Genomic DNA, 6,050 nt, shown 5'->3' on the forward strand with positions numbered 1-6,050 from the left:
TATGAGAATTATAAACGATTCTGATTTTGAGCCGCCTTTTGCCAATGAACAGCCTAAAGAAGAAATAAGCGACACCTACATTCCTTGTACGGTTTACCTGTCTGCTGAAAATGTAGAGTTTCTAACTCAGTTGTTAATCAGCTACATCAGTGATAACGCCGAGTTCTTTACTAACGACGAGTGGCAAGAGACTGATGAGATATTTAACATTCTAAAAGCAGGTATTGTACCGGGGAAATCAGCTTAGCCATGCAAGTCAGAACCATTGATGAGCTAATGACAGAAGCCCGGCGGCGGATGCCTCACTTAAACGAAGCAGATTACAAGCAAATCAAGGATTTGTTATGTGCTGCCAGAACGGAGCTGACTTTAGCTAAAGCCGAAAGAAGAGCCACCTTAAATCAAGTTCAATACTCTCAACAATCCTAGTCATGAATCCGGAATTAACCAAGTATGCTTATTCTCTTAACGGCGTTGCGGAGTTGTTAAACAGGCCTTATAAAACCTTGTTTGGCCATACGCAAAAGCAACCAGGAGAAAAGCGGTTTTTAAGATTCTTTAGAATTTCAGAAAGCGGTATCCGGATTCGCAATGTTGATTTGGCTGCTTACATCAACCGGGTTTACTGGCAAGCAGAAGCAAAGGCTCCTTTGTTTAATGTTCCTGATAATTTCCCCTTAACGGTAAAGCAAGTTGCTGAATTATGGGAATGTGATAAGGAAACTATTTGGAAAAATCTTGACCGGAAACCTTGGGAAACTCTTTACCTCAAAGGAGAGAAATCAAGCCAGACTAATTATATAATTCGGTACGGTGATTTAAAGGACTTTGAGAGCCGGAATTATATCTGCGAGTTGGAAGCAGCGGCCTAATGCTGCTCTATACGATACTACAATTAATAAGTTTTTACTAATCCTTAAATCTTTCAATTATGCAAAATTCTTATGTTTACCCAGGCGATTACACACCCTCCTTTATGGAGCTTACCCAAGCTAAATCCATAGGTGTTCCAGTTCTTTTCATTAACAGAGTAGTTAGTGAACGGGAAAGGGAAGAGATTAAAATTAGAGCCAGAATCAAAAAATGGCTACCCATTTTAGAAGAGGAACTCTTAGCCCAATGGCGCAAAGACCCCAAACAAAACTCCTTATTTCACCAAGAAGGTCAATTAAATAAAGAGAAGAACGATATCACCATTCATATCTACAATGATAGCCCGGTTGGTGTATTCCGCGAGCAGAAAGACTTGATTTACAAGGTGGGTAACAACTTGTTAAAATCCGATCATTTTGATGATTTATATCACATTTCAACTATCAAATAGCCATGAATAAGCAAATCTTAACTTCCATAGATCAGTTAGCCCGGCCCTTTCCCGGCCTTCAATTTAGCAACTACACTACGGACCTGATTCTGCATTCCAACGGGTGTTTCTCTGAAATCTATGTGTGCAACTTATACTTTGAAGGCTTTACCATTACGAGCCGGGAAAATACGCTTAGAGATATGCTGATTAACCTGAAAGTTAAACTGGCAGATAAGTTTGCTTCCTATCATCAACAAGCTGCTTAATCCTTAGAAATATGCAAATCACCACTATTGCAACAGCTCAGGTTCTGGCCTATATCAGCAGCCTGTTTTCTTCCGCTAAACCAAAGCTAAAAGATAGAACCGGGAAAGAGATTGTCTTCCCGGTTTACCTCAAACGGAAATGCAGCGACTACCTGAAAATTATCAGCCAATACCAGGCTGAGTTTCTAACTGATACCACAGAAGAAAAGGAAAGCCATCTGGTTACTTCCAAGGAGCAGTTGATAGTAGTGGATCACCTGATTTGTAATTCCTATGGGGTATTCGGCTACAAACTTATCACAGCTGCAGAATACGAGCAGCACCATCAACTTATTACCACTTCACTTAACCAGGCTTAATCATTAACCATTATCTGATATGTACAATTACTCAACTCCCGATGAATACGCCTACGGGCAATATATGGAAGGCCAAGCAGCAGCCGAGGCAGAAGCCCAATATGAAGAGTTTTTACAGCAGCTATTAGACACAAAGCAATTCTACCTGTGGGCTTTACATGTGGCTCAAGATGAACTGCAAAGGAAGCGGTTTGATGATTACAAGGCTAATCCTGTAGGCTATTTTGAGGTGTTAAAAAAAGAGTACTACGACAGATTAAACAAACCTAAAACCCCGGTACAGTCAAGTAACAATGTTGATGAAGATTTACCATTCTAAACGATTTTAATCATGCACAATACAAAATACTCAACCAAAGAACAGAAAGAGCAACTACTGGCTCTTGTCAATAACCCGGTAATTACTGCAGGTGAACGGGAAACATTAGCAGGAATGATCAACAGCACCACAGAATCAAGTGCGGCTGAAATGATCGAGCACTTGACTGCTGGCATAAAGCAAAGACAAAGTATTCAGCTACCTAATGGCACAGCTCTTTGGGAAGATTATAATAATTCAGAAAACGCTTTTTAATCCTATTTATCATGGATAATAAACCAGTTAAACAAAGCAAAATGCAGGAATACTCCCTTACTTCTGCCAGTTCAATTATGAACCTATCCAATGAGCTGGCTAAGTTCATTAAGGATAAAAAGCTTTGCATGAATATTCAGGGCAAAGAATATGTACTGGTTGAAGCTTGGACTTTTGCCGGTATGAGTATGGGCTTATGCCCGGTTGTTACTGACCTGATTAATGAAAGCAATAGTGATGAGGTTAAATATAGGGCTGTAGTTGAACTTCTAAACATCCATACTAACACAGTGGTAGGGCGTGGGTTTGCCGTGTGCTCAAATAAAGAAAAGGGTAAGAAGTTCTTTGATGAATACGCTATTGCATCCATGGCACAAACCAGAGCTACTGGTAAAGCTTATCGTTTGCCTTTAGGTTTCCTGATGAAGGCAGCCGGTTACGAAGCTACGCCGGCAGAGGAAATGGACTTCCAATCCAATACAGCAGAAGCTCCTAAACAGGAAACTCCTAAGCAAGCAGCACCACCAACACCGGAACCAGCTACCGATAAACAAAAGGAGCTTATTGTTACCCTTATTCAGAGTCATGTTTTCACAGATGAAGAACAAGCGGCTGTGCTGGATCAGGTAGAGGGATATTCAAAAACGGGTGCTGCTAAAGTAATTGAGAAGATTACTAAAACCATGAATGAGCGCAAAGCAGCCGAGAAGGAAGAAGCCCAAGCAGCCTGAATATCCGGCATTAAACTTCTAATCAACAAAGGTTTCGAATTCAAAAATAAACAGGATCATGAGTTTTTTATCCAAATCAGAAATAACTCCACAGGTAAGGTCGGGCTGGCGCAAAGCCCACCTTTACCAGCTTATAAAAAAAGCAAAACCCTTATCCCGAATTGACTCATCTAAGGAAGCTCAGCGAATTACGCTTTTAAACGATGAAGAAGTAGAACAGCAAATTTCTTACTACCAAAATCTTATTCACCAATCATTTATAAAAGCAGCATAATCATGAGAAATCTAAATGAGTTTATCCTGGATGTGGATTTAAATAAAGCTTGCTCACCTGTTCTAATGGAACACATGGAGCGGTCAGTTCCGGCTATTCCTAACGGCACAGGTGGGTACTTTGTCTTACTGGATAAAGATCCACTAGATCAGCCTAGAGTTAAAAATTATCGCAGTATATCGGCTGAGGAGTGTGTAGAAGCCAGAGCAAGATTTTTGGCTTTCCAAGCATCAGAAACTTCTAAAGCAGCATAATCATGGGCTATTGTAAAGAAATCGAAATTGAATTTGACGACTTGATAGATTATATCAAAAGCGAAGGATTAAGCGAACGAGAATCCCTGAAATTACTAAAGGCGATTAAAGAAGATTCTGGATTTAATGGCGCTGCTATAACCTGCCAAAACACCACAATCATGGATGAATTAGCTGCTAAAGAGCTACAGGAATTAATTACTCTTTATGGCGCCGACTACATTTTAACTATGGTCAGGTCTTCTTTAAGCAATAAGGTAGCATAACCTATGATTTCTAAGAACGAAACATATAAATCCACATCTACTGGTCAGGTCTTTACACTTGTAAGGACTGACAAAGATGTATTAACATTTCAATATGTCCATACTTTCAGAACCAATGTAGCTGATGCTGAAAAGCAAATCCGGTTTGGCTCTTGGAAGAAAGTAGACTCTAATGACGAGACAAGCGCAGTATGACAGAAATAACATTACCTGAATGGGTGACCTGGGAGCAGTTCGGCTGCTATAGCCCACAATACTTTGATACTTTCATAAAGGGGAGAGCCTTAAAAGTTACAGGCAAATATTTTAAGACTTATACCATTGAAGATGAAGCTGGTGAGCAGTGGAATATAGATGAGGCCTACCTCTTGTCTAAGAAAGAAGCGGAGCGGCTTAGCCATCCGTGGCGAGATGAAGAGTTTGCTTTTGAATTAACCTATGAGCAAAGCAAAATCATATCAGATATGAAGCTGGCTTTACAGGCTAAGAGCCTGGCTAAGGATGAGCTACGGGCAAGGCTGATAAGCCTCTACCGGCAAGCGTTTGATGCTGGCTCTATGAGTGAGCAGGAGTTCAACCTGCTAACAGCTAATACCAACTTTGCCCTGGTGGATGATCTACAGGCCAATATTAGAATATTTGAAGAACTACAGAACAAAGTAGCCTAGGTATGAAAACGCTACACCTAACTTTAAAAAAGAAGTGGTTTGATATGATTGCTTCTGGTGAAAAGAAAGAAGAGTACCGGGAAATAAAGCCTTTTTGGATGATTCGATTGCTGCATTGCTGGTTAAGTACTGCTCCCTTGGACGTAATGTTCAACCATTTAAGATTTAAGACATTCGACATAGTCTCTGCCAATAACGGATACGCAAAAGATTGTCCTAATATCAAATGGAAGCATGAAGGAATTCGGATAGGCGAAGGCAAACCTGAATGGGGAGCTGAGCCCGGTAAGCAATATTTTATACTTCAAATAGGCGAATTATTTTAAGATGAATTACATAAAGTTGATAAACAATTTCTGGCAGGTTAAGAGGGATCGGGAAGACTTCGACTCTTATGTAATCTCCTTATATTTTGCCTTGCTTGATATTGCCAACCGCAGAGAATGGAAACCCTTTAGTGTTTATCGGGATGACATTTTAGTATTAACTAACATGTCATTTAAACCTTACTACAAAGCAAGGGAAATACTTAGAGATTCGGGGTTGATCTCATGCGAAGAAGGTGCAAACGGTCGTAAAAAATGTTCCTTCACTATCCTTCCACCGTCACCCACAGTAACAGTACAGACTACAGTACAGGCAACGGTAGGGGATACAGTACCGACTACAGTAGAGGATACCATACTAAATAAACATATAAACCTTAAAACTAATAAACCTTTAAACACTACTGAGCAGCAGCAAAATTCTGGTGAAAAAGTTTCAGAATATTTAAATAACGCTTTAAAGCCTTTTACACCACCACCCGGCTATGAGCAAAAAAAAGCTTCGCACACTGGGGGGGCGGCGCTGACTGATTCGGTTGCCCATCCTTTCCGGGAATCACCGCTGTTTGACAAAGAAAAGTTTCGGCTGGCCATGGAACGGGAAGGCTTTGAAACCTTGGACCCGGATTACTACCACGGCATTTTGCGGAACTGGTCTGAGTTAGGCACCAAATTACGACCCGGTGAGCAGCTTTCTCACAACTGGCTTCGGGAGCTAAGAAACTTTATCCAACGGGATAAGAGCGAAAACAAGCTTCGTCTCAAGAAAGAAAAGCCAGCTAAAGCCTTACGCATTACATCCACTGATACAAACATTAACTACGATGAGCTATCAAAACAATACGGTTATACAGGGTAGATTTGATTATTGCGCCGCCGAAATAGTACCCGGCTTTACCATCGACGACTCCAACCGAAAAGTAATAGACCTGCTTTGTCAGTACCTGACGGCTGATGCTGCTTTTGAAACCAACGGTAACATGCTAGGCCGTGGCTTATTTTTGGCCGGCACGGTTGGCAGTGGTA

17 protein-coding genes are annotated in these 6,050 nt (G+C 40.9%); all 17 read left to right on the forward strand.

The window, feature by feature from the left end; genetic code table 11:
- The first annotated feature begins 1 nt into the window (after position 1).
- Complete coding sequence (locus tag ADHAQ_RS0114950; protein ID WP_026463622.1) at positions 2 to 247, forward strand: hypothetical protein; 246 nt, start codon at positions 2 to 4, stop codon at positions 245 to 247.
- Positions 248 to 249: 2 nt separating this feature from the next.
- Positions 250 to 429: a hypothetical protein gene (locus tag ADHAQ_RS0114955; protein ID WP_026463623.1), complete on the forward strand. Its 180-nt coding sequence runs from the start codon at positions 250 to 252 to the stop codon at positions 427 to 429.
- A gap of 2 nt (positions 430 to 431) precedes the next feature.
- The gene (locus tag ADHAQ_RS0114960) at positions 432 to 872 is read left to right on the forward strand and encodes a hypothetical protein (protein ID WP_026463624.1); all 441 of its coding nucleotides are present in this window, start codon (positions 432 to 434) and stop codon (positions 870 to 872) included.
- 59 nt (positions 873 to 931) lie between these two features.
- Complete coding sequence (locus ADHAQ_RS0114965) at positions 932 to 1,324, forward strand: hypothetical protein (protein WP_026463625.1); 393 nt, start codon at positions 932 to 934, stop codon at positions 1,322 to 1,324.
- Between the two features lie 2 nt (positions 1,325 to 1,326).
- Positions 1,327 to 1,572, forward strand: coding sequence for a hypothetical protein (locus tag ADHAQ_RS0114970; protein WP_026463626.1), 246 nt, complete (start codon positions 1,327 to 1,329; stop codon positions 1,570 to 1,572).
- Positions 1,573 to 1,583: 11 nt separating this feature from the next.
- Complete coding sequence (locus ADHAQ_RS0114975; protein ID WP_026463627.1) at positions 1,584 to 1,931, forward strand: hypothetical protein; 348 nt, start codon at positions 1,584 to 1,586, stop codon at positions 1,929 to 1,931.
- A gap of 19 nt (positions 1,932 to 1,950) precedes the next feature.
- Entirely contained in the window at positions 1,951 to 2,250 is a 300-nt protein-coding gene (locus tag ADHAQ_RS0114980) for a hypothetical protein (protein WP_026463628.1), read from the forward strand.
- Positions 2,251 to 2,262: 12 nt separating this feature from the next.
- Complete coding sequence (locus ADHAQ_RS0114985) at positions 2,263 to 2,505, forward strand: hypothetical protein (RefSeq protein ID WP_026463629.1); 243 nt, start codon at positions 2,263 to 2,265, stop codon at positions 2,503 to 2,505.
- An 11-nt stretch (positions 2,506 to 2,516) separates the two neighbouring features.
- Entirely contained in the window at positions 2,517 to 3,236 is a 720-nt protein-coding gene (locus tag ADHAQ_RS0114990) for a hypothetical protein (protein WP_034256847.1), read from the forward strand.
- 58 nt (positions 3,237 to 3,294) lie between these two features.
- Positions 3,295 to 3,510, forward strand: coding sequence for a hypothetical protein (locus tag ADHAQ_RS0114995; protein ID WP_026463631.1), 216 nt, complete (start codon positions 3,295 to 3,297; stop codon positions 3,508 to 3,510).
- A 2-nt stretch (positions 3,511 to 3,512) separates the two neighbouring features.
- Entirely contained in the window at positions 3,513 to 3,764 is a 252-nt protein-coding gene (locus ADHAQ_RS0115000) for a hypothetical protein (RefSeq protein WP_026463632.1), read from the forward strand.
- Positions 3,765 to 3,766: 2 nt separating this feature from the next.
- Entirely contained in the window at positions 3,767 to 4,030 is a 264-nt protein-coding gene (locus tag ADHAQ_RS0115005; protein ID WP_026463633.1) for a hypothetical protein, read from the forward strand.
- Between the two features lie 3 nt (positions 4,031 to 4,033).
- Entirely contained in the window at positions 4,034 to 4,225 is a 192-nt protein-coding gene (locus tag ADHAQ_RS0115010; protein ID WP_026462602.1) for a hypothetical protein, read from the forward strand.
- Positions 4,222 to 4,698 (forward strand): hypothetical protein, encoded by a 477-nt coding sequence (locus ADHAQ_RS0115015; protein WP_026463634.1) that lies wholly within the window; start codon positions 4,222 to 4,224, stop codon positions 4,696 to 4,698. Before ADHAQ_RS0115010 ends, ADHAQ_RS0115015 begins: the two co-directional genes overlap by 4 nt.
- A gap of 2 nt (positions 4,699 to 4,700) precedes the next feature.
- A complete protein-coding gene (locus ADHAQ_RS0115020) occupies positions 4,701 to 5,024 on the forward strand; it encodes a hypothetical protein (protein WP_026463635.1) in 324 nt (107 codons plus the stop codon).
- Position 5,025: 1 nt separating this feature from the next.
- Positions 5,026 to 5,883: a hypothetical protein gene (locus ADHAQ_RS0115025; protein WP_026463636.1), complete on the forward strand. Its 858-nt coding sequence runs from the start codon at positions 5,026 to 5,028 to the stop codon at positions 5,881 to 5,883.
- Positions 5,849 to 6,050: hypothetical protein (locus tag ADHAQ_RS28365; RefSeq protein ID WP_034256848.1), on the forward strand; the 202-nt coding region annotated here is incomplete at its 3' end. The genes ADHAQ_RS0115025 and ADHAQ_RS28365, both read left to right, overlap by 35 nt.

The organism is Adhaeribacter aquaticus DSM 16391 (genome assembly GCF_000473365.1).
Classification (GTDB): Bacteria; Bacteroidota; Bacteroidia; order Cytophagales; family Hymenobacteraceae; genus Adhaeribacter; species Adhaeribacter aquaticus.